This is a genomic window from Acidiphilium acidophilum (assembly GCF_033842475.1).
GTDB classification, from domain to species: domain Bacteria; phylum Pseudomonadota; class Alphaproteobacteria; order Acetobacterales; family Acetobacteraceae; genus Acidiphilium; species Acidiphilium acidophilum.
On sequence record NZ_JAWXYB010000018.1, the window covers coordinates 1,939,235 to 1,962,387 of the forward strand.

The window sequence follows — 23,153 nt, forward strand, 5'->3', positions numbered from 1 at the left end:
TACCAGCGCCCGATGAGCGGCACGGCGCAGCGACGAGCGATGTACCGGCGGCGCGCCATCGCGACGCTGGCGTTGTTCGGCGTCATCGCCCTCGGCGTGATCTACGGCCCGCGCCTCGCCTCCGGCAATTACCACCGCGCCGCGATCGAACGCCTCGCCAGCAGCGCGATCGGGCGGCGCGTTCGGATCACCGGCCTGATCGAACTCGCCCTCGTCCCCGATCCGCAATTGCGCGCCGAGACCGTCACGATCGGCGGGCCGCGCGGGGCAGTGGTGACGGCACAGACGCTCAAACTCGATCTCGCCCCCTGGCCGCTGCTGCTCGGCCGGCTGCGGGCGCGCCGCCTGACCCTGCGCAAACCGCAGATCGACCTGCCCTGGCCACTGCCCGGCGGTGCGCAGGCGGTGGCCCCGCCGCTCTGGCTGGCATCGCTCCATGCCACGATCGAGGACGGCACGTTGCACCTTGGCTCGATCACCTTCACCCATGCCGACCTCTCGATCTTTACCGGCGGCCCCAACGCCGTGCTCGCGGCGTCCGGCAGTGTCGAGATCGCGGGACAGCGGGCGGATGTCACGCTCGATATCGACGATACCGGCAGCAGCGCACCGGCCCCGGTGACCGCCGACATCACCCTCGATGATCGCACCAAACTCGGTTTCAGGGGCACGCTCGACCGCGACAGCATCCTGCGCGGCGCTGTGACCGCCGCCAGCGCCGCGATCCCGCCAACAACCACCGCCACGGGTACGCCGCAGAAACCTGCCACCCTGCCGCCGATACCGCCGATTCCCCCGTTTACCGCCAGCGCCCGGCTGGTCGCCGAAAACCGGTTGATCGACGTGTCGGACATAACCGCCACAGTGCTCCCCGGCAGCACGGCGTCAGCGACGCAAAAAGGAGCGACGCTTCAGGGCCACGCCGTGATCGCTCTGGCCCCGGCACCACTGCTCCGGCTCGACCTTGCGGGAACCCGCGCCTCGCTGAACCCCGGCACGACGCTGCTCGCCGCGCTGGGCAAGGCGATTCCGACCGCGGCATCGCTGAACTTCACCAGCCTCACCCTCCATCACCGAACGCAGGGTACCATGCTCGGCCCACTTCATGCGGACATCCTCGCCGATCGCGCGGGGGTCCGGCTCGCGACGCTGGATACCGAACTGCCCGGCAAGGCCCATCTGCTGATCGGGCGCTCCTCATCGCACGGGTCGAGCTTCGCCCTCACCGCCCCCGCACCGGCCGCCACGATCGAGGCCCTCCGCCCGGCCATCCCCTATCTGCCGCGCTGGCCAAGCGCGCTGGGCCCGCTGACCCTCGGTGGCACCCTGCATTTCCGGTTCGGAAGCGCGATCCGGCTCGACGATCTGCACGGTCAGTTCGGCGGAGGTAAAGGACCGGCGGCAACGCCCGCCTCCGCCTTCACCGGGTCGATCCACCTGTTCCCGGCGCGCAACGGAACCAGCGCGCGGGTCGCGACCGCACTGGCATTTCAGCACCTGCGCCTCACGCCGCGGATTTTGACCGCCCTGATCGCAGCGCGCGGCACCGCCGCCGGCCTGAACGGCCCCTTCGCGCTGAGCGCCGGCCAGATCGACATCGATCCGGCAACCCCGCGCCCGGCCACCCCGCACCCCGTGAAACCGCTGATCGCCGGCACCCATCTCGTGATCGAGGGGGCGTTGCGTCCGGCTGCCGCCGGCGGCGGGGTCGCCCTGCGCCTCGTCAGCATCCGGCTCGGCCACGCGGTCGCGATCGGCCATGGCACGGTCTTCGCGGATGGCGCGATCAGTGCGGCCCGCCTGATGATGAGCGGGCCGGACGCGACGGCGACGCTGCAGGCCCTCGGTGCCGCGATGATGCCGCACGATTCCCACGCGTTCGCCCCCCCGTGGTTGGAACTCGGCATCTGGCATCATCGCTTTGCCCTCGCGATCGCCGCCGCCGGAACACCGGCACGGCTCCATGCCGGAATTGCGCTGCATCTCGGCGCAATCCGGGCTGCGGCGACGCCCCTGATCGACCTGATCGGCGGCACCGCGACCGGCCCGATCAGTCTCCACGCCCCCCAGGCGACCGCGCTACTGCACGCCATCGGCGCCACGCCGTGGCTGGAACCGGCGAACGGTGCGGAATGGCCCGGCCCCGGATCGGTCAGCCTGCGCGCCAGCGGATTCGCCACGAGGCACGCCGTGGGCCTGCCCGATTTCATGCTCTCCTTCGCCGGCTCGACCGCCTCCGGCCAGGTGGCCGCGACTCTGGGACCGCGACCGCAGATCGTCGGCTCGATCGCCGCCGACACGCTCATCGTTCCAGACAATCACCGGCTGCTCACGATCGCGGATGCCGCCCTCGGCGGCAAGGTCGATCTCGCCCTGCCGGTCATTACCGCGCATCGTCTGGTGCAGCGGGATCACACGGTTGCGCGTGATCTGCGCGTCGCCCTCGATCTCCATGCCGGCGACCCCGCCCGTATCCTCGGCCTCACGATCGCCCATGCCAGCGCGCTCGGCGGCACCATCGAGGGCGCGGCGGCCCTGACCGGCCCGGCTTCCGGCACCACCCCCCTGCTGAGCATCACCGGACATCTGACCGGGGCGGACGCCCCGACGCTCGCGGCGATCGCCCGTGCCAACGGCGTGTCTTTGCCCCTCACGGCGGGTACGCTCGACCTCGCGGGACATGTCATCGCCAAAGGAACAACCCCGCATCTCTGGATGCAGAGCCTCACCGGCAGCCTGACCGGCAGCGGACAGGATCTCGGCGTCACCGGCATCGACCTCGCCGCCACCGGCAGCGCTCTCGCCCATGCCATTTCCAGCCCCACGGGCGCGAAAGGCGCGCTCGATGCCACCCCCGCTGACCTCCCCGAACTCGCGACGGCGCTGACCAAGGCCGCGACCAGCGGAAAGACCACTTTCGCCAGCTTCACGGTATCCGCCCGGATCGCGGGATCGGTGATCACCCTGACCCAGGCCGATCTCGCCGGAACCACCGGCAAGCTCGACCTCTCCGGCACGATCGACCTCGCTCATCGCCAGACCCGCCTGACCGCACGGGCAACCCCTGCGATCGCCGGGCACAAGGAGCCGCCGGTCCTGACCATCGGCATCGACGGATCGCCCGCCCATCCGCGCGGCGTTCTGAAAATGGCCCCGGCAATCACCTGGATTTCCAGTCACAAACCCGCACCGCCCGCACCATGAGCCGCAGCCCTGCCGCGATCCGCCGGTGGCAGCTCGCCGCCTACCTGCTGCTCAATGGCGGCTTCTTTTTCTTCGACACCGCGATGGGCCTGTTCGATGTCGCGACCTACGGGTACTTCACCCGCCAGCACGTGCCGGGATATTATTTCGCGCTCGATTTCGTCATGGTCAGCGTGCCGATGCTGCTCGGCGGCTGGCTTGCGCATCAGCTCAACCGGCGCTTCGGGGTGCGGACCGTGATCGGCCTCGGCTACGCCATCGCCACGATCGGGTTCGTCATCCTGTTCGCGACCGGACTGTACCGGATCCCGCTCTGCCTGCTGATCGTGAGCCTGCTGCTGGGGATCGTGTTCAGCGCGATCCTGCCGGCGCTGTCACGCTTCATCCGCGATGTGTTCGGTGCGGGGAAGGGTGCTGTGCTGGCGCTGAAGCTCGATGCGGTGTTCATGGCGGTCGGCATGGTCGCGGGCGTCGGCTTCGGCACGGTCTGGTTCGGGCGGGAGGGGTTGGCGGTGTTCTTCCCGCTCGCATCCGCCTGCTTCGCGCTCGCCGGGGCGGTGCATGTCATCACGCTGTTCTTCCCCGGCGTGCTGCGCGACTATGCCGGGCCCGCAACCCCGGCGCGCTGGAGTGCCGCCCTCGCGGCGATGCGCCGTGCCGAGACCAAATGGCGAAGCCTGATGCTGCAACCCTCGCTCAACATGGTGATCGTGCCCCTGATGGTCGGGCTGCCCGCCTATGAAGCGCGGCGCGGCGCGGGGGTGGTGCCGGTGATCGGCGTCGTCGCGGCACCGATCATCGTGCTCGCCGGGCGGCGCTGCGGCATGCTGGCGGGGCGGCTCGCCGCGCCGGAGATTCTGCTGCGCGCCATGGTCGCCCGGCGCGGCGCGGCACTCTGGCCGATGGGCGGGTTTTTCATCCTGTACGGGCTGGCTTTTCTCGCGCGCCCGTTACCCATGATCTTTCTGCTGGTCTTCGCCGCTCATGTGATGAGCAATGTCGTGGCCGGGGCGGTGTTCTACGGCGTGCAAACCGAATTCGCCGAAGGCGAAACCGCCGCCGCAAGTGCGCTGCAATCGCAACTCTCCACCTTCGTCTGGGTGATCGTGGCCTTGCTGGCGACAGGGGCCATGGCGTTCCTGCCGCCCGCCGCCACGATCGGGATCGCAGCACTCGGCCTCATCGCGGCCGCGCTGGTGCTGCGCGGGTCTGGCATGACCCGGGTTCAATCGGCCCCGCCACCGCCCATATCGAAACAATCCGGCCCTTTATCGAAATAAAACGGAGTGAAATCATGATCGAACTTTACTACTGGACCACGCCGAACGGCCACAAGATCACGATGTTCCTGGAGGAGGCCGGGATCGACTACACCATCCACCCGGTCAACATCGGCAGCGGCGATCAGTTCAAGCCCGAATTCCTGCGCATCGCGCCGAACAACCGCATCCCCGCGATCCGCGATACCGCACCGGCGGATGGCGGCGAGGCAATCGCGATTTTCGAATCCGGCGCGATCCTGCAATATCTCGCGGAAAAGACCGGGCAGTTTCTGCCCACGGATCTGCGCGGGCGGGCGGAAACCATGCAGTGGCTGTTCTGGCAGATGGGCGGCCTCGGCCCGATGCTCGGGCAGAACCATCATTTCCGCACCTACGCGCCCGAAAAGCTGGAGTACGCGATCACCCGCTATGAGAACGAGACCAATCGACTCTACGGCGTGCTGAACAAGCGCCTCGCCGACCGCCCCTTCATGGCCGGCGCGTATTCGATTGCCGACATGGCAAGCTATCCCTGGATCGTGCCGTATGAACGCCAGGGTCAGAATCTCGATGATTTCCCCCACCTGAAACGCTGGTTCTTCGAAATCAGGGAACGCCCCGCGACGATCCGCGCCTATGAAAAAGCCAAGGCGGTTTCGCAGACCGCCACGGTGAACGAGGAGTCCCGCAAGATCCTGTTCGGCCAGACCGCCAAACACGTCGTCTGATCCACCGCGCGATGGCGGTGGGTTATTCCATCACCGCCATCTCGTGCTTCTCGGCGGCGACCCCCTCGCGTTGCGGCGGCTTGCGCATCAGCAACAGGGTAAAGATAGAGGGCACGCTCACGATCAGCATGAATTTGAACGCATCGAGGTAGGAAATGATCTGCGCCTGCTGCTCGACCAGCGAGTTGAGCAGTGCCGCGCCGTGAGTGGTCATCGGGTCGAGATCGCGCGAGATCGCGCCACCCACCTGCAAGGCGCGGTTGAACGGGGTGATCCCGTGCGAGATCGAGGCATGCGCGACCTGCGACATCTGGACCTGAACCGCCTCGGTGATCGAAATCCCCACCGCCATGCCGACATTGCGCATCAGGCTGAGCAGCGAGGTCCCCTGAGTCCGCAGCGCGGGATCGAGCGTGTAGAACGCCACCACCTGAAGCGGCGTGAACACGAAGCCGAGCCCGGCTCCCTGCACGATGATGCTCTGGATCAGATAGGATTGCGGCGAGGAGGGCAGCCATTGCATCATCATCCAGAACGAGGCGATCAGCAGCAGGAACCCGAGGAACATCAGGTAGCGCGGGTCGATCCGGTTGGTCAGCCGCCCCGCGATCATCATCGCCCCCATCGTGCCGATGCCGCGCGGCGCCATCACGAGACCGGCGAGCTCCACCGGGTAGTTGCCGAGTTTTTCCAGAAACGGCGGCATCAACGTCGAGGACGAGAGCAGCACCGATCCCACCGCAAACATCGCGATCAGCGAGGCGTTGAGGTTGCGGTCCTTGAATACGCCGCGCGGAATGAAGGGTTTGTCGGCGGTGAACATGTGGACGATGAACAGATAAAGCCCGATCGTCGCCAGCACCGCATAGGTGATGATCTCGGTCGATCCGAACCAGTCCTTCTCCTCGCCACGATCGAGCATGATCTGCAACGCCGCCAGAAACAGCGACAGCACGGCAAACCCGATCCAGTCGAAATGACCCGAGGATCGCGCCCCCGCCCCCCGCTTGGGCATGAAAAAGCCGAGCGCCAGCGTCGCCGCGATGCCGAAGGGCAGGTTGACGAAGAACACGTAGCGCCAGTCATAGAAATAGGTCAGATAGCCGCCCAGCGTCGGCCCCAGGATCGGCCCGATCATCACTCCGATGCCCCAGATCGCCATGGCCTGACCACGTTTTTCGACCGGGTAGATATCCAGCATGGTCGACTGGCTCAAGGGCACCAGCGCCGCCCCGAACACGCCCTGCAGCAGCCGGTCCGCGACCATTTCACCCAGCGAGGTCGCAACCCCGCACATCATCGAGGAAATCGTGAACCCGATGATCGAGACCATGAACACGTTCTTGCGGCCGAAACGCGAGGCCAGCCACCCGACCGGTGCGGTCATGATCGCGGCGGCAACCACGTAGGAGGTCAGAACCCAGGTGATCTCGTCATACGAGGCCGAGAGCGAGCCCTGCATATACGGCAGCGACACATTGGCGATGGTGGCATCGAGCGCCTGCATCAATGTGCCGATCATGCAGCCGATCGTCACGATCATGCGGGGAAACCCGCTGACCTGCATGACTTCGCCCTTCGAGTCCTCCGGTCCGGCCACGATCGATCAGCCGGTCAGAACAGGTCGGAGAGTTTGCGCTTGTGACCGGTGATGATGTCCACCTCGGCGGTCATGCCATTGCGCAATACCAGATGCTTCGGCCCGCTGGTGATGTTCACCCGCAACGGAATCCGCTGCACCACCTTCACCCAGTTGCCCGAGGAGTTCTGCGCGGGCAAAATCGAGAAGCTCGAACCGCTCGCCGGCGATATGCTCGCCACCACCCCGTGCCATAGCTTGCCGGGATAGGTATCGACATGAATTTTCACCTTGTCGCCCGGCTTCACCCAGGTCAGGCTGGTTTCCTTCGGCTGGCTGCGGATCCAGACATTGGTGGTCGAAACCAGGCCGAACGCGGCAGTGCCCGCCTGCAGATACATCCCCGGCTGCAATTTCTCAGTCTCGGTGACCACGCCCGCGAACGGCGCGCGAACGATCGAATGGCGGTAATTCAGCTCGGCTGCCGCAAGCCCCGCCGCCGCGGCCTTGTATTGCGGGGTATCGGCCAGCTTGATGTCCGCCTTGCCCGACAATTTCGCGAGATCGACGCCGGCCTGCGCCTCCATGGCATCGAGATTGGCCTGCGCGCCCTCGTATTTGTATTTCGCATTGTCGTAATCCGATTGCGTCACCCCGCCGCCATGCACAAGCGAGGCATAGCGCTGGTAATTCAACCGGTCGTTCGCAACCACGGTCTGCTGCACCTTGATCTTGGCGAGCTGCGCCTCATAGCCATGCCGCGCCCCCTCGACCTCCTGACCCACCTCGGCGAGTTTCGCCTTCGCCTGATCGACCGCAACGACGAACCGTGTCGGGTCGAGCCGGAACAGCACCTGCCCCTTGGTGACGGCCTGATGATCATGCACCGCGACCTGATCGACCAGGCCCGAAACATCGGTCGAGAGATTGACCCGCGCCGCCTTGACGTAGGTATCCGTGATCGACACCGACCCGCCGGTGAACAACCAGTAGAGTAGAACCGCGATCAGAATGAGTGCCACGCCGCCGATCATCAGGATCGGGCGCAGCAGTTTCGAGCGATGCCTGGCCTGCCCATCCGCCCGGCTCGAATGGTCGCGGGACTTGGCATCGCGATCATCGCCATCACGCGCGACCACGCCGGCGGTGGAACCTGTCTGCGACATCAAGCGATCTCCTGTTCGGCCTTCGCGGCACTGATCATATAGGCGTCGGCCGCGCGGTCGGCCTTCAGTAAACTCGTTTTCATCCGTATCAGCCCTTCGGTCGTGGCGTCGATCATCGAGGGCGTCAGATCCGCCGCAATGAAATCTGCCACGGCGCCGCGATGCGTCTCGATATCCTGCAGGATCGGATCGGCCTCATCGGTGAGGTGCAGCCGCCAGATCCGCCGATCGCGCGGGTCGGCGCGGCGTTCGACCAGACCGCGCGCTTCGAGCCGGTCGGTCAGCCGCGCCACGGTCATGGGCTCGACCTCGATGATTTCCGCCAGATCCTTCTGCGACAGGCCGGGATTGCGCGCGAGGCGGATCAGCATGACCCATTGCGCGCGGTTCATGTCGTGCATGCGGGCACGCCGATCGATCTCGCGGCGCAACAGGCGCGCGACATCGTGCAGCAGATACAGCAGCTCGGGTTCAGGCTCGGCACCGGGCGGTGCGCAGGAAAGATCGGGTTCCATCGCACGAGTGATAGTAGATACTGTTACGAGTAAGCGCTACTGTCCCACTATTGCGTTTTTTGCATCCCGCCCTGCGTGATCGCGCCCTTGCAGAACGGCGCTTGTTTCACCTTCGCGCGCTCAGCCGTGGAGCGCCTGATGCAGCACCGGTATCGCCCCCGAAAGCATGATCTGCACGCCGATGCCGAGCAGAATGAACGCGGCGAGGCGCGCCACCACCCGCCGCCCGGTTTCGCCGAGGAGCGCGCCGAGCCGGTCGGCGGTGGCGTAGGCGATCCAGATCAGCAGGGCCATGGCGAGCGCCGCAAGCGACAGGCCGGAAAAAAACGCGGCGAGCGGCGCGCCCGACGCCGGGTGCTGGGTGCCGAGTGCCACCGCCACCGCGATGGTGCCAGGACCGGTGGTGAAGGGCAGGGTCAGCGGAAAGAACGCGATCGAGGAGATATCCTCGGGAATCACCTCGGCCTCCGCGGTCGCCTGCGCCGCCTGGGCCTGTTTGCGCTCCTCATGCGCTTCCGGCGCGGTCAGCATCTGGTAGGCCCGCGCCGCCACCACCAGCCCGCCTGCGAGGCGCAGCGCATTGAGCGAAATCCCGAAAAAACTCAGAATGTAGCTGCCCGCCCAGAGCGAGATCAGGATCACCGCAGCACTGTTCACCGCGACGCGACGCGCCAGGATCAACCGGTCCCGGTGGTTCCGCCCCGCCGTGACCTCGTTGAAAATGATCGCGCCCGCGAGCGGGTTGACGATCGAGAACAGGGCCGGGAATCCAAGAAGAAAGGCTTCGCTGACCGACGCGAACAGGTTCAACCCGGCAGATCTCCCGCCGCGATCGCCGCAAAGATCGCTGCCCCCACCGGCAGGATCGCATCGTTGAAATCATAGCGCGGATGATGCAGCGGCATGCCGCCCTTCGTGCCGTCTTTCTGGCCGATCCGGTAAAAACACGCGGGCCGGTGCAGGGCGTAATAGGCGAAATCCTCCCCGCCGAGGCTCGGCGGCAGGTCGGTATGGATCTGATCGGCGTCCAGCACGGTGCCCGCGGCCCGCGCCACCACACCCACCATCGCCGCGTCGTTGACCACCGGCGGATAACCGCTCTCGTAGTCGATTTCAGCCTCGACCCCGGCAGCTTGGGCCAGATGGCGGATCATGTCGGGAATTTCGACCGCAAGCCGCGTCTGCGTCGCCGGATCGAGATTACGCACCGTCCCGCTCAACGTCGCGGTCTCGGGGATCACATTGGTCGCACTCCCGGCATGGAAGGTACAGATCGACACGACGGTCGAGCACAGCGGATCGACCCGGCGCGCAACGATGGTCTGCAGCCCCAGCACGATCTGCGCCCCGGCCAGCAACGGATCGATCGCGTAATGCGGCCGCGCGGCATGGCCGCCCCGCCCGGTCAGGCGGATCGTGACATCATCGGTGGCCGCCATCACCGACCCCGGCGATGCCGACAGAGCGCCCACCGGCAAGGTCGGGTCGTTATGCGCGCCGAACACCGCATCGAAGGGAAACCGCTCCAGCAACCCGTCCTCGATCATCCGCAGCGCACCCGCGCCACCTTCCTCGGCGGGCTGGAAAATGAAATGGATCGTGCCGGCGAAGTTGCGGGTCTCCGCCAGATATCGCGCGGCGGCGAGTAGCATGGTGGTGTGCCCGTCATGCCCGCACGCATGCATCCGCCCCGGATTTTGCGAGCGATAGGGAAGCTCGTTGGCCTCATCCATCGGCAACGCATCCATATCCGCCCGCAGCGCGATGGCGCGATTGCCGCCCGCCCGGTCGAGCCGCCCCTGCCGCAGCGTGCCGACCACGCCGGTCCCGCCGACCCCGGTGGTGACCTCGATCCCGAAGGATTTCAACCGCTCGGCAACCAGCGCCGCCGTCCGATGTTCCTGATAGGCGATTTCGGGGTGAGCGTGGAAATCCTGACGCCAACTTGCGAATTCCGGAGCCCATGCCGTCAGTTGCGGATCGATTTTCATGCGGCCAGCATAGCGCGGGCGAACCGCCGCAGCCAACCGCTAAATATCCCGCCCGCACTCCCGCCCGCCGAGCCACCTATACGCGGGCGGCATAAGTCCTAGGCCAATCATCCGGGTTATGCCGGGCCACCGCATGAACCATCTCCAGCATCAAGCAGGAACGATCCTGCAGAACATTTTTTCTAGGAGAGACTCACATGCGTAAATTCACTCGTCTTCTGACCGTCCTCGCCGCCGTCGGTGCCTTTGCCCCGCTGGCCGCGAACGCCGCGAATGTCGGCACCTCGATGTATTCGCCGAGCCCGATCGTGGTTCACGACCAGACCAACCATAACATCCCGGGCGCGACCGGTCGTGCGGTTCATGCCCAGCAGATGAACGCGATCCGCAACAACTGATCGTTCGTTCGACCACCACGTTACCCGACAGCGGCGGCGCGCCATCGAAGACGCGCCGCCCTGACGGACCAGCAGGACAAATCCGATGAAAAACCTCACTCTCGGCCTCGCGCTTCTCACCGCCATCGGCACCTTTGCGCCGGTTGCCGCACAAGCCGCGCCGTTCTTTACCCCGCACGCGAAAATCGTGCAGGAGATCAACCACTCCTACGGCACCCAGTTCAAAGTGCCCGGCCAGGCCACCAACCAGGCCAACAACGCGCAAAACTGAAAACCGCCGTCGCAACGGCGAGGTCCGGTAACGGACAGCGCCGTTCCACGGCAGGGCCGCCCCACGATACGGCCCCTCAGTATTTCGATTTCCAATACCCCGCCGCCTCGGCGGCATCGCGACAGGTATAGACCCCCGTGCTGGTATGACCGAACCAGCGCGAGGATGCAGTGTGAAACACCACCCCGGTCGGGTTGAGCCACACCACGGGGCTCTTGCCGCAGGCTGCCTTCGCCGCATCGAGACTCTTGAAGGTCCTGCCGGTCAGTTTCGCGGGATGGACGTGATAATCATGCTTCGCATGATGTCCCCCGTCATCCGCCGATGCGCCCGCCATTGCCAGCGCCAGAGCGATCACCACAGCCGCAACGCGTCCCATATCTCCCTCCGCACCCCTGAGCATGAACCACCACGCCAAAGTGCAACGACAATATCATACACGTCAAGGTTGTCAGCGCCTCACGATTTCGTCGGGTCGGTTTTCGGGCGCGGGTTGAAATCCTTCGGAATCCGGTTCGGCAGATGCAATTGCACATTCGTCGGCACGATCCCGATCATTTTGCAATCGGCCCCGGTCCGCGCCGGGAGTTCCGTGGTCCAGTCCTCCGGCACCATGGCATAGGATGCCGGCAATGGCTCGGCCTTGCCTTCGAGCCGTAGCGGATCGAAGGCGGAAAACAGATCGGTCACATCCGGCGTCTCGGCATCGAACGGCCCCATATATTTCTGGTGAAACTCCGCCTCGCCGCGTTGGCGCCCTTCCTGCTCATCCGGCAGCGTCGCGAGCGGCGGCAGATTGAACACCGCATCGACGAATTTGATCACCGAAGCCTGATTGCCGATGGCGTGGGAAACCTCGTGCGCGCGGGCGAACGGTGAAATCACGATGAACGGAACGCGCGGCCCGTCGCTCAGCAGGGTGCCATTGGGCGCCGTGGCAAGCTCCGGCGGCGGCACATGGTCGTAATCGCCTTCGGAATCATCCCAGGTGATAATGATCGCCGCATGGGCCCAGTATTTGCTCGACGCAATGGCATTCACCGCCCGCGCCAGCATGGCCTCGCTGATCTGGCTGTCGGAATAGCCGGGGTGATCGTCATCGCCGAGAAATTTCTTCTGCACCGCCGGATCGGGATCGGTCGGGTGCATCCCGAACCCGTTGAGATACCCGCCCTTCACATAGAACACCCCGCCTTCCGCCGGCAGCGAACCCTGCTTCACCGCAGTGAAAAAATCGCGCAGCCCGCCCATATCCGCCGTCATTTTCGGGTTGTTCGCAATATAGCCGAAATATTGCGGCCCGTTGTGATGAGTGATGTAGGAGGCATGCACCCCCTCGGCGTCCTTCGGTCCCAGATCATCCGGCACAGGACGGGTCGAAAACCCCTCCTGAAACCAGCGCCACGCGACCTTGTGCCGGTCGAGCCGCTGGATGAACGAGATATCCTTGCGCACATCGTCGAGGTCGGGTTTCGGGTCGAGATCCGCGCTGGTCTTGCGTTTCACCGTATTGCCGGCGGTGGTCAGCGCCACCGTGGCGTAGGTCTGGTTGATCTGCACCTTCCCCGGCCCATCCTCCGCATAATCGCGCGGATTATACGGAACCAGCTTGTGCTGGAACGGGTCCTCGCGCGAGCCCCAGAGCGGGTCGATATCGGCATCGACCGGTTCGCCCGGCTGATTGACCTGTTTCCACGCCTCGTTCGGGTGCAGCGCCCATTGGGTCAACCCGGTCTGCGCCGCGAAGATCGACAGATTCCCCGGCGTCGAGGGTCCGACCATGTCCTGGAACATATGATCCATCAGCACGAAGCGGTCGGCATAGCGCCACAGGATCGGAATGGTGTTGCAATCCTCGTGCGCCATCGCGAGTTCGCCCATCTGCTTGGCCTTGAGCGAGGGGTGCGGACCGGATTTCCAGTATTTCTTCTCCTCCTCCAGCGCGAACCGGTTCATCTCGGCATGGCCGTTCACGATGTGCATTTTCGCGAACATGATCGGGTGGGAATGATCGATATCGTCGGTATCGGCGGCAAACTGCTTCGGCCCGATGGTGAAAGGCTGAATGGTCTCGACCTTGCCGGACACGCCGATGATCTTCTGGGTCAACCCCGGCGTCTGCGCGGCGGCCTGCGAATAGAGCCCGTCAGCCCCCGGAAACGTGCCGAAATACGAATCGAACGAGCGGTTTTCCTGATACAGCACGAAGACATATCTGATCCGGTGCCGGATCAGCGCCGCCATCTGCGCCGTGGTCAATTGCGGCCCGCGCCCCGCCCGGATCACATACGGCATCGCCGCCTTGGGCACCGGCGCGCTAACGACTGGCGCGGTAACGACCGGCGACGCCCCCGGCGGTGCGGCAGCGGCAAGCCCCGGCATCAGGAAGGTCGAACCGAGCAGCGAAGCAATCAGGCGGCGCGTCAATGTCATGGCAATCATCCCGCAATGTCTGGCCGTTCTCTCGCCGATCCCGTCCCGCCGCAAAAGCGCCCCGCGATGAAACTTCGATGAATTCCGCCCCGCGCACGGGGCCACCCCTCACCCGATTTGGCTGCTGAAATCGGCATAGGTCCGCAGCCCGTGCGCGAAGGCCACCCGCAGCACCACATCCTCGCGCGCGAGATCATACCCGTCAGGATCGAGCGCAATCACCTGCCAGCCACTCCCGTCGCCGCCCTGTTCCCGCGCGATCCGGTCGAGCCGCCCGCCCTGCCCCGCGTTCACCGCCGCCATCGCCGCCGCCGCCGCCGCCTCGTCGCGCAGCGCCACGGTCACCGGCGCCAACCGCTCCACATCGAGCGACGCCGCCCGCGCGAACCCGCCGACATAACGCGCCGCGATCGTGCTCAGCCGATACACCCCGAAATCACCGAACCCCGCATAAAAACCGGCATAGGGATGCACCGCCAGATACCGCGCCCGATCCGCCGCGTCCTCGCTCCGCACCGCGTCGCACACCAGCGACAAACGCGGGCTGGTCTGCGGATTGCGCTCCTCCGCCGGCCCGCTCACCATCAGCGCACACCGCCCATCGCGATCGAGCGCGCGGGTATGCGCCGAAAGCTGCGAGAGCAGCAGCACCACCCCGCCATCCAGCGTCACCGCCGGCGTCACCAGCGCGATCGAGGGATAATCCTCCTCCAACACAGCAAGGCTCGCCACCCGCGCCGCCCGCAGCAACAGCCGCGCCTCGCGGTGGATATCGTTCTGGCTCTCCCTCAACTCTTGCATTATCGCCTCTTTCCCGTCACGTCACAGCGAGAATAATCCGCCCCGCCCTCCGGTAAAGCAGAAATCATGAAACATACCATCGCGCTGGTCGACGACGACCGCAACATCCTCGAATCGGTCCAGATGACCCTGGAACAGGAAGGCTTCCTCGTTCGCACCTATACCGATGGCGAATCCGCCCTCCAGGGGCTGATGGCCCGCCCGGTCGACCTCGCGGTGCTCGACATCAAAATGCCCCGGATGGACGGAATGGAACTGCTCCAGCGCCTGCGCGCCCGCTCCGCCATGCCGGTGATCTTCCTGACCAGCAAGGACGACGAACTCGACGAACTGATGGGCCTGCGCCTCGGCGCCGATGACTACATCACCAAACCCTTCAGCCAGCGCCTCCTGCTCGAACGCATCCGCACCCTGCTGCGCCGCAACGAAGCCAGCCGCGCCGAAGGCTCCGGCGCAGCCCCCGCCGGGCTGATGGCGCGCGGCAACCTCACCCTCGATGAAACCAAACACCAATGCCTCTGGAAAGGCCTCGACATCCAGCTCACCGTCACCGAATTCCTGCTGGTCAAAGCCCTCGCCTCGCGCCCCGGAATGGTCAAATCGCGCGACCAGCTGATCGACGCCGCCTACGGCGAAAGCGTCTACGTGGACGACCGCACGATCGACAGCCACATCAAACGCCTCCGCCGCAAATTCCGCGCGATGGACGAGGAATTCGACCAGATCGAAACCCTCTACGGCATCGGTTACCGCTACAAAGAGGCATGATGGCGTCGGGTCTGCGCGGGGCGAGAAAAAGCGAAGTGCAAGACTTCTTTTTTGTAAAAAAGAAGCAAAAAACTTTCGGCGATCGAGGGCATGGGCGGTTTCCGCGCCGCAGACCCAGTGAAAAAAAGTTTTTTTGCTTCTTTTTTTCCAAAAAAAGAAGTGCTGCCTTCCTTTCCCCACTCCTCACAACCCCATGACCGCCACTTCCCCACCGTCCCGGCGCTGGCGCATCTCGCCGTTGCTGCGCCGCATCCTGCTGGTCAATGCCCTCCCGCTCGCCCTCATCGTCGCCGCCCTGCTCTATCTCGATCAGTACCAGCACGGGCTGCTCACCGCCGAGGTTACCGCCCTGCGCGAACAGGCCCGCATCTATGCCGGTGCGCTCGCCGAATCCGCCGTCCAGAACAACGCCGCCAACCAGCCGGTCATCAACCCCGATCTCGCCCGCCCGCTGCTCTACCGCCTGATCGAGCCGACCCCGAACGCGCAGGCGATCATCTACGGCAGCGATGGCCAGGTCATCGCCAATTCCCGCATCCGCCAGGGGCCGGGCGGCGCCATCATCACCGAAAAACTGCCGCCTGTGCATCCGCGCGGCAATTTCGCCCGCGCCGTCAGCCTGCTCTACGACCAGTTCCTCGCCTTCCTGCCCAACCCCGACCTCACCCCCACCGGCACCGAAGGCGAAGCCGCCGGCCTCGGCTGGCAGCCCAGCGTGCGCGAAGCCCTGCGCCTCACCAGCGCGCCCGCCAACCATCAGGCCGCCCCCTTCATCCGCCGCGCCCCCGATGGCCGCCTGCTCATCACCGTCGCCGAACCGATCATCCGCTCCAAACACTCCGTGGGCGTCGTCCTGCTCACCCGCGAAGCCACCGAAGTCGACCGCGCGGTCTTTGCCATCCGGGTCTCGATCCTCGCCCTCTTCGCCCTCGCCCTCGCGCTCACCGTCCTGCTCTCGGCCTACCTCGCCCGCACCATCGCCACCCCGCTGCTGCGCCTCGCCGATTCCGCCAGCCGCCTGCGCGAAGGCCGCGCCGCCATGTCCGAACCGGTCCCTCCCGCCATCGCCGCCCGGCAGGACGAAATCGGCCAGCTCGCCCGCGCCCTCGAAGATTCCGCCCACGCCCTCTGGACCCGGATGGACGCCATCGAACGCTTCGCCGCCGACGTCGCCCACGAAATCAAAAACCCGCTCTCCTCGATCCGCTCGGCCATCGAAACCATCCGCCGCATGGACGACAAAGCCCGCGCCGCCCGCCTGTTCGATATCATCGCCCAGGACGTCCAACGCCTCGATCGGCTGATCTCCGATATCAGCGACAGCTCCCGCCTCGATTCCGAAATGTCGCGCACCGCCCTAGAACCGGTCGACCTCGCCCCCATCCTCGCGGCCCTCGCCGAAATCCACGACGCCACCCGCAAGGAAACCGACCCGGTCATCGTACTCGACGCCCCCAAATCCGGCCTCACCGTCCGCGGCGCCGAAGGCCGGCTGGTCCAGGTCATGCGCAACCTCATCGGCAACGCCGCCTCCTTCAGCCCGCCAGCCGGCAAAATCTGGCTGCGCGGCCGCGAAACCGGCAGCACCATCGAAATCGCCGTCGAAGACGAAGGCCCCGGTATCCCCGACGCCAAACTCAACCACGTCTTCGACCGATTCTACTCCGAACGCCCCCAGTCGGAAAGCTTCGGCAGCCACTCCGGCCTCGGCCTCTCCATCTCCCGCCAGATCGTCGAAGCCCATCTCGGCCGCATCATGGCCGAAAACCGCCGCAATACCTCCGGCACCATCACCGGCGCCCGCTTCGTCATCCGCATCCCGAAGGCCTGATGGGAGTGTGGCGCTGGCGGAAAGCAAGGCGAGGGGCTCTGCCCCTCGACCCCGCCAAAGGCGGAGCCTTTGGAATCCACTGGTTTTGGTCTTGGGAGGGCGATGCGTCGTGCCGCTGAACGGCAGTGGCCTGGATCGCCCTCCCAAGACCAAAACTAAAGGGTTCTAAGGGCCGCGCCCTTAGTGGGGGTCCAGGGGGCAAAGCCCCTTGGCCTTCCTGTCCGCCAGTACCGCGCTCCGATCATATCTGCGGGGTTGCAGACTGCGCGATGGCGAGTAGTTTACGGGACTGGGATTTTAGGAAGTCTGATCGATGACCAACATAGCTGCTTTGCCGGAGACTCGTGGGGTGCCGACATCGGCGATCAATCTGCCGGATCGTGTGGTATCTTCGCACGACGTATTCGGCATCGAGTGCGGGTTCGACCTGCCGGCGTTTTCCGAGCGCACCGAGCATGTCCCCGAGATCGACGACACGTACAAGTTCGACCGTGAGACCACGATTGCGATTCTCGCCGGTTTCGCGCTCAACCGCCGGGTGATGATCCAGGGTTATCATGGCACCGGCAAATCGACGCATATCGAGCAGGTTGCCGCGCGGTTGAACTGGCCGTGCATTCGCGTCAATCTCGACAGTCACATCAGCCGGATCGATCTGATCGGCAAGGATGCGATCGTGCTGAAGGAAGGCAAGCAGATCACCGAGTTCCGCGAGGGTCTGCTGCCATGGGCGTTGCAGCACCCGTGCGCTCTGGTGTTCGACGAATACGATGCCGGGCGGCCGGATGTGATGTTCGTGATCCAGCGGGTTCTTGAGGTCGAGGGCAAGCTCACCCTGCTCGACCAGAACCGCGTGATCCGCCCGCATCCGGCGTTCCGCCTGTTCGCCACCGCCAACACCGTCGGGCTGGGCGATACGACCGGGCTTTATCACGGCACCCAGCAGATCAATCAGGGTCAGATGGACCGCTGGAACATCGTCGCCACGCTGAACTATCTGCCGCACGCGCAGGAGGTGTCTATAGTCATGGCCAAGCTCGGCGTTTCTGCGGGGAACACGGCGGAGCGCAAAAAGATCGAGAGCATGGTCGCCCTTGCCGACCTCACGCGTGCCGGGTTCATCAATGGTGACATCTCGACCGTGATGTCGCCGCGCACGGTCATCACCTGGGCGGAGAATGCGCGGATTTTCAACGATATCGGGTTCGCCTTCCGCCTGACCTTCCTCAACAAATGCGACGAGGCGGAGCGCAGCACGGTCGCCGAATACTACCAGCGCTGTTTCAACGGCGAGATCGAAACCGGCGTGCATCCGCGCAAGACCTGATGACCGAGCAGTCCCGCAGCGAGGATTTCAAGCGCGCCACCGCCGGCGCGGTCCGTGCCATCGCCGGCAGCGACGAGGTGCAGGTCGCCTATCAGCCGGGTGCTGCCGGTCTTGCCGGCAAGCGCGCCCGGCTGCCCTCGCCCACCCGCGCCTTGCCGCCGGCGGAGGTCGCGCGGCTGCGCGGCATCGCCGATTCGATGGCCCTGCGTCTGCGCCATCACGACGATACCGTCCACGCCAACCGCGCCCCGGTCGCCCGCGAGGCGCGCGATGCGTACGACGCGCTGGAACAGGCGCGGGTCGAGATTGTCGGTGCCGCGCACATGGCCGGGGTCGCCGCCAATCTGCACCGCAAATTGCAGGACGATTCGGAGGCCGAGGGTCTCGACCGGATGAGCCGGCGCGATCAGCTTCCCACCGCCCAGGCGCTCGCCCTGCTGGTCCGCGAGCGGATGGACCCCGATTCGGTACCGGGTGCCGCCCGCAACATCCTCGATCTCTGGCGCGGAACATTGCCTGCGGAGGCCGAATCCGCCCTCGACGATCTCGCCGCCGAGCGCGCCGATCAGGACAGTTTCGCCCGCGCCGCCCGCCGCCTGCTCGCCGCGATGGACCTCGCCGAGGCCGAAACCTCGTCCGAGGAGGGCGACGACAGCGAGGATGCCGGCGATCAGGGCGAACAATCCCTCCAGCAGGATAATTCCGGCGAGGGCGAAACCCGGTCCGAGCAGGATCAGGACCAGCCGATGTCCGAAGCCCCCGAGGCGATGGAATCCGAATCCGCCGAATCGGATGCCGACGAGGACAACGAGGACGAAAGCGCCACCGCCAGCGACGAAGCCCCCGCCGGCCCGCAGCAGCGCCGCAAGCCCATCCCCGAAGATCCCCACACCGCCTACCGCGCCTTCACCCGCGCCTTCGACGAGGAAATCGCGGCCGACGAATTATGCGACATCGAGGAACTCGCGCGGCTCCGCCAGCAACTCGACCAGCAACTCCAGCATCTGCACGGCGTCGTCTCCAAACTCGCCAACCGCCTGCAACGCCGGTTGCTCGCGCAACAACAACGCGCGTGGGAGTTCGACCTTGAGGATGGCTTGCTCGATGTCGGCCGTCTCGCCCGCGTCGTCGTCGATCCGTTGCTGCCCCTGTCGTTCAAACGCGAACGCGACACCGAGTTCCGCGACACCGTCGTAACCCTGCTGATCGACAATTCCGGCTCGATGCGCGGCAGACCCATTTCCGTCGCCGCCATGTGCGGCGACATCCTGGCCCGCACCCTCGAACGCTGCGCCGTGAAGGTCGAAATCCTCGGCTTCACCACCCGCGCCTGGAAGGGCGGCCAAAGCCGCGAAAAATGGGTCGGCGAAGGCAAGCCGCGCAACCCCGGTCGCCTCAACGACCTCCGCCACATCATCTACAAAGCCGCCGACCAGCCCTGGCGCCGCGCCCGGCGCAATCTCGGCCTGATGCTGCGCGAAGGCCTGCTCAAGGAAAACATCGACGGCGAAGCCCTCGCCTGGGCCTATCGCCGCCTGCTCGCCCGCCCGGAACACCGCCGCATCCTGATGGTGATTTCCGATGGCGCCCCGGTCGATGACAGCACCCTCTCGGTCAACCAGGGCAACTACCTCGAACGCCACCTGCGCGACGTGATCCGCGACATCGAAAGCCGCGACCTCGTCGAACTCACCGCCATCGGAATCGGCCACGACGTCACCCGCTACTACCGCCGCGCCGTCACCCTGGTCGATGCCGAAGAACTCGGCGGCACCATGATGAAAAAACTCGCCGAGCTGTTCGATGAGGACGTCGCCGAATCATGGGCACGCGCCGCCGCGTTGCGCGCCCCGCTGGTGGCCTAACAGCGCGCCATCACGCGGCCATTCACGTTGTCGGGCGTCAGGCTTTCACCCCCTCCATCGCCTCGACCAGCATATCCCGCAGCCGCGGCTGGATATGCGGGTTGCCCGCCACCACATCGCCGGTGACATGATCGTGCCCCGCCGGATCGGTCGCATACCCACCGGCCTCGCGCACAAGCAACACCCCGGCCAGCACATCCCACGCCTGCGTCCCGAGTTCCCAATACGCCTCGTAGCGCCCTGCCGCGGTCCAGGCGAGATCGAGTGCCGCCGAGCCCATCCGCCGCACCCCGGCGGTCTCCGGCATCAACTGCCCGAGCACCCGCGCGAAGGCGAGGCGGTTGCGCGGCGCGGTCTTGGCAAACGGAATCCCGGTCGCGAACAGCGAAGCCGACCAATCCCGCCTTGCCGAAACCCGCAGCCGCTTGTCGTTCAGATACGCGCCCGCGCCCTTTTCCGCCCAGAACATCTCATCGAGCGCGGGTGCGAACACCAGCCCCGCCACCACCTCCGCCCCGCCATCCGGCAGGCGCTTTTCCAGCGCGATCGAGATGGCCCAGTTCGGAATCGCATGGAGAAAATTCGTGGTCCCATCGAGCGGATCGATCACCCAGCGCCACGCCCAGTTATCCGACCCCCGTGCGCCACCTTCCTCGCCGAGCAGCGCATAACCGGGCCGCGCGCGCTCCAGCTCCTCGATGATCGTCTGCTCCGAGCGCAGATCCGCCTGGCTGACGAAATCCGATGGCCCCTTCACCGACACCTGCAGATGCTCGACCTCGTTGAAATCGCGGATCAGCCGCTTCGCCGCCTTCTGCGCCGCAGCCACCATGATCGTCATATGCGCGGAACGCCGGGGAGCCATCATCAGCCACACTCCAAAAATTGAACCCCGCCTGAGCCTCGCCCCGGTCGGCGGGCGAGGTGTGCCACCGATCGCCCGCCCCGTTCAACCCCGCCGCAAGCACGGGAGCACGGCAATCCCGCAAGGATCACCCCGCCGGCAAGCATTGCTGGCCGGCGGCGACCCGATTATAGAAGGTCGCGACGCGGGTGTAGCTCAACGGTAGAGTCCCAGCCTTCCAAGCTGGTTGTGCGGGTTCGATTCCCGTCACCCGCTCCAGCGTCCGGCCTCGATCCGCTTCCTGACGAAATCGCGTTTCAGGGGGCGGCCCTTGACATCGAAGCCCGCACGTTGTGCAAGCCAGCGGACGCGTGCTGTCCGCAAGCGACCTGTCACTGCAGGGGTGTAGCTCAATTGGCTAGAGCGCCGGTCTCCAAAACCGGAGGCTGTGGGTTCGAGACCCTCCACCCCTGCCAACCGGTCTTTCTGGGCCGGCACGCAGCACGATATTTTTAGGCAATCTGGAGCATGACGGCATTGGCGTTCAACCCGGCGAAGTTCTTGCGCGACGTGCGCATCGAAGCCTCCAAGACCACATGGCCCGGGCGGCGCGAAACCCTCGTCACCACCGGCGTGGTCCTCGCGATGGTCGCGCTGACGATCGTTTTCTTTCTCGTGGTGGACCAGGTGATCGGCCTGGGAATGCGCACATTGTTCGGCGTGGGGGGTTAAGCATCGTGGCGAAGCGCTGGTATGTTCTGCATGTCTATTCCGGGTTCGAGAAAAAGATCGCAACCCAGATCACCGAAACCGCGGCCCAGAAGGGCCTGTCCGACGAGATCGAGCAGGTGCTGGTCCCGACCGAGGAGGTCGTGGAAATCCGCCGCGCCCAGAAGGTCAACGCCGAACGCAAATTCTTCCCCGGCTACGTCCTGATCAAAATGGAAATGAGCGACGATGCCTGGCATCTGGTGCGCGACATTCCGAAAGTGACCGGCTTCCTCGGCACTAAGATCCGCCCGACCCCGATTTCCGATGCCGAGGCCGAGCGCATGATGCGTCAGGTTCAGGAAGGTGCGGAAACCCGCCGCCCCGCCGTGGTGTTCGAAATCGGCGAACAGGTCCGCGTCGCGGACGGTCCGTTCACCAGCTTCAACGGCACCGTCGAGGATGTCGACGAGGAACGTGGCCGCGTGAAGGTATCGGTCTCGATCTTCGGACGCTCGACCCCGGTGGAACTCGAATACGCGCAGGTCGAAAAAGTCTGATCCCGTGGCCGCCGCGATCGAGACCATCCGGATCGCGGCGAACAACCTGAACTTCGCGGTCGATACCTGCGGCACCGGGCGCAACCTCGCTCTGTGCCTGCATGGTTTCCCCGAGTGCAAATTCTCCTGGCGTCATCAAATGCCCCTGCTCGCCACGCTCGGCTACACCGCCTGGGCACCGGACCTGCGCGGCTACGGCACAACGTCCCGCCCCACCGGCATCGCCGCCTACCGGATTTCCGAACTCCTCCGCGACATCGCCGGCCTGATCGACGCCGCCCGCGCTCAAGGCATCGACGGTGACATCGTCCTGATCGGTCACGACTGGGGCGGCGCGCTCGGCTGGTTCTTTGTACTCAACGCGATCCGCCCGGTCGACCGTTTCATCGTGATGAACCTGCCCCACCCCGACCTCTTCGCACGCGGCCTGCGCACCCTGCGGCAATTGCGCCGCTCCTGGTATATTTTCTGGTTCCAGCTGCCCTGGCTGCCCGAACGCATCCTCGCCGCCGACAACGCAGCCTGGATCGCCCGCGCCTTTCGCGGCATGGCGGTCGATAAATCCCGCTTCCCCGACGAGGTTCTCGCGGTCTACCGCGCCAACGCGCTGATCCCCGGCGCGCTGACCGCGATGATCAACTGGTATCGCGCCAATTTCCGCAACCCGTTCCGCACCCTCGCCCCCGCCAAACCGCTGCGCGTGCCCACATTGATGCTCTGGGGCGAACAGGACGCCGCCTTAGGCCGCGAACTCACCTGCGGCACCGCTGATCTGGTCGATGATTTCACCCTGCGCTACCTGCCCGGCGTGTCGCACTGGGTCCAGCAGGAAGCCCCTGAAACCGTCAACGCCATGATCGCGGCGTGGCTCACCGGAAGGCCGGTCCCCACCGCAACCTGAA

Annotated in this window: 21 protein-coding genes and 2 tRNA genes; 14 read left to right on the forward strand and 9 right to left on the reverse strand. The window is 65.5% G+C overall.

Going from position 1 to position 23,153, the window contains the following annotated elements:
- Positions 1–12: 12 nt before the first annotated feature.
- From SIL87_RS11885 to SIL87_RS11895, 3 genes are read left to right on the forward strand one after another with little or no spacing between them, the layout of a single operon-like run.
- The gene (locus tag SIL87_RS11885; RefSeq protein ID WP_319614396.1) at positions 13–3,204 is read left to right on the forward strand and encodes an AsmA family protein; all 3,192 of its coding nucleotides are present in this window, start codon (positions 13–15) and stop codon (positions 3,202–3,204) included.
- Entirely contained in the window at positions 3,201–4,484 is a 1,284-nt protein-coding gene (locus SIL87_RS11890) for an MFS transporter (RefSeq protein WP_319614397.1), read from the forward strand. Before SIL87_RS11885 ends, SIL87_RS11890 begins: the two co-directional genes overlap by 4 nt.
- 14 nt (positions 4,485–4,498) lie before the next feature.
- Positions 4,499–5,194 carry a glutathione S-transferase N-terminal domain-containing protein gene (locus SIL87_RS11895; protein ID WP_319614398.1) on the forward strand — a complete coding sequence of 232 codons (696 nt, stop codon included), beginning with the start codon at positions 4,499–4,501 and terminating at the stop codon, positions 5,192–5,194.
- A gap of 22 nt (positions 5,195–5,216) precedes the next feature.
- On the opposite strand, the gene SIL87_RS11900 is transcribed toward SIL87_RS11895, so the two are convergent.
- The 5 genes from SIL87_RS11900 to SIL87_RS11920 all read right to left on the reverse strand — a co-directional run bounded on the left by SIL87_RS11900 (position 5,217) and on the right by SIL87_RS11920 (position 10,481).
- Positions 5,217–6,794: a DHA2 family efflux MFS transporter permease subunit gene (locus SIL87_RS11900; protein WP_319614399.1), complete on the reverse strand. Its 1,578-nt coding sequence runs from the start codon at positions 6,792–6,794 to the stop codon at positions 5,217–5,219.
- Between the two features lie 14 nt (positions 6,795–6,808).
- Positions 6,809–7,939, reverse strand: coding sequence for an HlyD family secretion protein (locus SIL87_RS11905; protein ID WP_319614400.1), 1,131 nt, complete (start codon positions 7,937–7,939; stop codon positions 6,809–6,811).
- On the reverse strand, positions 7,939–8,454 hold the full coding sequence (locus tag SIL87_RS11910) for a MarR family winged helix-turn-helix transcriptional regulator (protein WP_319614401.1): 516 nt from the start codon (positions 8,452–8,454) through the stop codon (positions 7,939–7,941). The genes SIL87_RS11905 and SIL87_RS11910 overlap by 1 nt, the downstream gene beginning before the upstream one ends.
- Positions 8,455–8,574: 120 nt before the next feature.
- On the reverse strand, positions 8,575–9,264 hold the full coding sequence (locus SIL87_RS11915; protein WP_405055230.1) for a MarC family protein: 690 nt from the start codon (positions 9,262–9,264) through the stop codon (positions 8,575–8,577).
- Positions 9,261–10,481 (reverse strand): M20 aminoacylase family protein, encoded by a 1,221-nt coding sequence (locus SIL87_RS11920; RefSeq protein WP_456304828.1) that lies wholly within the window; start codon positions 10,479–10,481, stop codon positions 9,261–9,263. Before SIL87_RS11920 ends, SIL87_RS11915 begins: the two co-directional genes overlap by 4 nt.
- Before the next feature lie 161 nt (positions 10,482–10,642).
- On the opposite strand from SIL87_RS11920, the gene SIL87_RS11925 reads away from it, so the two are divergent.
- Positions 10,643–10,843: a hypothetical protein gene (locus SIL87_RS11925; protein ID WP_319614402.1), complete on the forward strand. Its 201-nt coding sequence runs from the start codon at positions 10,643–10,645 to the stop codon at positions 10,841–10,843.
- Positions 10,844–10,928: 85 nt separating this feature from the next.
- Positions 10,929–11,114, forward strand: a complete 186-nt coding sequence (locus SIL87_RS11930; RefSeq protein ID WP_319614403.1) for a hypothetical protein — start codon at positions 10,929–10,931, stop codon at positions 11,112–11,114.
- Between the two features lie 76 nt (positions 11,115–11,190).
- Here SIL87_RS11930 and SIL87_RS11935 read toward each other — a convergent pair whose 3' ends face one another.
- The 3 genes from SIL87_RS11935 to SIL87_RS11945 all read right to left on the reverse strand — a co-directional run bounded on the left by SIL87_RS11935 (position 11,191) and on the right by SIL87_RS11945 (position 14,348).
- Positions 11,191–11,493, reverse strand: coding sequence for a hypothetical protein (locus SIL87_RS11935; RefSeq protein WP_319614404.1), 303 nt, complete (start codon positions 11,491–11,493; stop codon positions 11,191–11,193).
- 80 nt (positions 11,494–11,573) lie between these two features.
- Positions 11,574–13,547: a phospholipase C gene (locus tag SIL87_RS11940; protein WP_319614405.1), complete on the reverse strand. Its 1,974-nt coding sequence runs from the start codon at positions 13,545–13,547 to the stop codon at positions 11,574–11,576.
- A gap of 108 nt (positions 13,548–13,655) precedes the next feature.
- Entirely contained in the window at positions 13,656–14,348 is a 693-nt protein-coding gene (locus tag SIL87_RS11945) for a HugZ family pyridoxamine 5'-phosphate oxidase (RefSeq protein ID WP_319614406.1), read from the reverse strand.
- Positions 14,349–14,414: 66 nt separating this feature from the next.
- On the opposite strand from SIL87_RS11945, the gene SIL87_RS11950 reads away from it, so the two are divergent.
- The 4 genes from SIL87_RS11950 to cobT all read left to right on the forward strand — a co-directional run bounded on the left by SIL87_RS11950 (position 14,415) and on the right by cobT (position 20,139).
- Positions 14,415–15,116: a response regulator transcription factor gene (locus tag SIL87_RS11950; RefSeq protein WP_319614407.1), complete on the forward strand. Its 702-nt coding sequence runs from the start codon at positions 14,415–14,417 to the stop codon at positions 15,114–15,116.
- A 193-nt stretch (positions 15,117–15,309) separates the two neighbouring features.
- On the forward strand, positions 15,310–16,947 hold the full coding sequence (locus SIL87_RS11955; protein WP_319614408.1) for a stimulus-sensing domain-containing protein: 1,638 nt from the start codon (positions 15,310–15,312) through the stop codon (positions 16,945–16,947).
- Between the two features lie 313 nt (positions 16,948–17,260).
- Positions 17,261–18,274, forward strand: coding sequence for a cobaltochelatase subunit CobS (gene cobS, locus SIL87_RS11960; protein WP_319614409.1), 1,014 nt, complete (start codon positions 17,261–17,263; stop codon positions 18,272–18,274).
- Positions 18,274–20,139 carry a cobaltochelatase subunit CobT gene (gene cobT, locus SIL87_RS11965; protein ID WP_319614410.1) on the forward strand — a complete coding sequence of 622 codons (1,866 nt, stop codon included), beginning with the start codon at positions 18,274–18,276 and terminating at the stop codon, positions 20,137–20,139. Before cobS ends, cobT begins: the two co-directional genes overlap by 1 nt.
- A 37-nt stretch (positions 20,140–20,176) precedes the next feature.
- On the opposite strand, the gene SIL87_RS11970 is transcribed toward cobT, so the two are convergent.
- On the reverse strand, positions 20,177–21,004 hold the full coding sequence (locus SIL87_RS11970) for an inositol monophosphatase family protein (protein WP_319615971.1): 828 nt from the start codon (positions 21,002–21,004) through the stop codon (positions 20,177–20,179).
- Positions 21,005–21,188: 184 nt separating this feature from the next.
- On the opposite strand from SIL87_RS11970, the gene SIL87_RS11975 reads away from it, so the two are divergent.
- The 5 genes from SIL87_RS11975 (at position 21,189) to SIL87_RS11995 (ending at position 23,152) form a co-directional block, all read left to right on the forward strand.
- Positions 21,189–21,262, forward strand: a tRNA-Gly gene (locus SIL87_RS11975).
- Between the two features lie 120 nt (positions 21,263–21,382).
- Positions 21,383–21,459 (forward strand) — tRNA-Trp (locus SIL87_RS11980).
- A gap of 52 nt (positions 21,460–21,511) precedes the next feature.
- Positions 21,512–21,715, forward strand: coding sequence for a preprotein translocase subunit SecE (gene secE, locus SIL87_RS11985; protein ID WP_405055231.1), 204 nt, complete (start codon positions 21,512–21,514; stop codon positions 21,713–21,715).
- Between the two features lie 5 nt (positions 21,716–21,720).
- A complete protein-coding gene (nusG, locus tag SIL87_RS11990) occupies positions 21,721–22,251 on the forward strand; it encodes a transcription termination/antitermination protein NusG (RefSeq protein WP_319614411.1) in 531 nt (176 codons plus the stop codon).
- Between the two features lie 4 nt (positions 22,252–22,255).
- Complete coding sequence (locus tag SIL87_RS11995; protein WP_319614412.1) at positions 22,256–23,152, forward strand: alpha/beta fold hydrolase; 897 nt, start codon at positions 22,256–22,258, stop codon at positions 23,150–23,152.
- The last annotated feature ends 1 nt before the right edge of the window (position 23,153 follow it).

Coding starts and splice junctions, on each gene's coding strand:
- SIL87_RS11885 (WP_319614396.1), top strand. CDS start 13: ATGAGCGGCACGGCGCAGCGACGAGCGATGTACCGGCGGCGCGCCATC.
- SIL87_RS11890 (WP_319614397.1), top strand. CDS start 3,201: ATGAGCCGCAGCCCTGCCGCGATCCGCCGGTGGCAGCTCGCCGCCTAC.
- SIL87_RS11895 (WP_319614398.1), top strand. CDS start 4,499: ATGATCGAACTTTACTACTGGACCACGCCGAACGGCCACAAGATCACG.
- SIL87_RS11905 (WP_319614400.1), bottom strand. CDS start 7,939: ATGTCGCAGACAGGTTCCACCGCCGGCGTGGTCGCGCGTGATGGCGAT.
- SIL87_RS11910 (WP_319614401.1), bottom strand. CDS start 8,454: ATGGAACCCGATCTTTCCTGCGCACCGCCCGGTGCCGAGCCTGAACCC.
- SIL87_RS11925 (WP_319614402.1), top strand. CDS start 10,643: ATGCGTAAATTCACTCGTCTTCTGACCGTCCTCGCCGCCGTCGGTGCC.
- SIL87_RS11930 (WP_319614403.1), top strand. CDS start 10,929: ATGAAAAACCTCACTCTCGGCCTCGCGCTTCTCACCGCCATCGGCACC.
- SIL87_RS11935 (WP_319614404.1), bottom strand. CDS start 11,493: ATGGGACGCGTTGCGGCTGTGGTGATCGCTCTGGCGCTGGCAATGGCG.
- SIL87_RS11940 (WP_319614405.1), bottom strand. CDS start 13,547: ATGACATTGACGCGCCGCCTGATTGCTTCGCTGCTCGGTTCGACCTTC.
- SIL87_RS11945 (WP_319614406.1), bottom strand. CDS start 14,348: ATGCAAGAGTTGAGGGAGAGCCAGAACGATATCCACCGCGAGGCGCGG.
- SIL87_RS11950 (WP_319614407.1), top strand. CDS start 14,415: ATGAAACATACCATCGCGCTGGTCGACGACGACCGCAACATCCTCGAA.
- SIL87_RS11955 (WP_319614408.1), top strand. CDS start 15,310: ATGACCGCCACTTCCCCACCGTCCCGGCGCTGGCGCATCTCGCCGTTG.
- cobS (WP_319614409.1), top strand. CDS start 17,261: ATGACCAACATAGCTGCTTTGCCGGAGACTCGTGGGGTGCCGACATCG.
- cobT (WP_319614410.1), top strand. CDS start 18,274: ATGACCGAGCAGTCCCGCAGCGAGGATTTCAAGCGCGCCACCGCCGGC.
- SIL87_RS11970 (WP_319615971.1), bottom strand. CDS start 21,004: ATGGCTCCCCGGCGTTCCGCGCATATGACGATCATGGTGGCTGCGGCG.
- secE (WP_405055231.1), top strand. CDS start 21,512: ATGACGGCATTGGCGTTCAACCCGGCGAAGTTCTTGCGCGACGTGCGC.